The organism is Bradyrhizobium sp. P2_E8 (assembly GCF_056403875.1).
Map to the genome: position 1 here is coordinate 1 of NZ_JBFUES010001767.1, position 751 is coordinate 751.

Genomic DNA, 751 nt, shown 5'->3' on the forward strand with positions numbered 1-751 from the left:
TCACCTGCCAGTCCGGCCGCACCTCGAGCAGGTCGCTGCCGATGATGCCGGCGATCGGCATGAACGGCACGCCCTTTTGCGCGGCGAGGAGGCCGGCGTAGATCGCGGGGCAGGTGGAGTCGCGTAACGCAAACGCGCCGCTCTTGACGCCTGCGGTGAAGCGCGGCGCGGCGCCGGCTTCACCGAGCGACACCGCGCTGGTCTCGAGCGAGGCGACGGCGCCGGCTCCGATCAGGAGATCGGCCTGGAGGCCCGAGATCGGCACGCAGATCAGCTTGAGATCGCGGATGCCGGATTCGAGCAGCACCGCGGTCGCGGCCATCGCGACGCCGGCGCCGTCAACGGGAACTGCCAGCGATTGCCCCGACGTGACGCGGGCGACCAGCGCCTCCAGCGCAACGATCTCGGTCATGGGCGCCCTCCGCTTTGTTTTTCTTATCCTGCCTCAAGCCAACGCCGCCTGCCAGCGCGTATCGCGCAGGGAGGGGCGGCGATGCAGGCGGGCGTCGAGCATGCTGCGGGCGCGCGGCAGCTCGCCGCCGCGCATGAGGGCGACAATAAAAGTATCCTCGATCAGCTCGCGCTGCGCGTGGCTGCCGCCGATGCGGACGACGTCGGTGAGCACGGGCGCGAGCGTCCGCACGCAGGCCGCATAGTCCTCGTCCGCAAAGGCCGCCAGCGCGCGGCAGATCGCCGGCACCACGGGGCCGGCCGGCAGCTTGCCCTCGGCGACGCGCTGCTCGATCACGGC

1 protein-coding gene and 1 pseudogene are annotated in these 751 nt (G+C 71.2%); both read right to left on the minus strand.

What is annotated here, in order from left to right; translation table 11 throughout:
• Positions 1–412 (minus strand): CoA transferase (locus tag AC1D00_RS43775; RefSeq protein WP_477015023.1); only part of this gene is annotated, 412 nt, incomplete at its 3' end.
• A 33-nt stretch (positions 413–445) separates the two neighbouring features.
• A pseudogene (locus AC1D00_RS43780) lies at positions 446–751 on the minus strand (tetratricopeptide repeat protein); the annotation flags it as partial.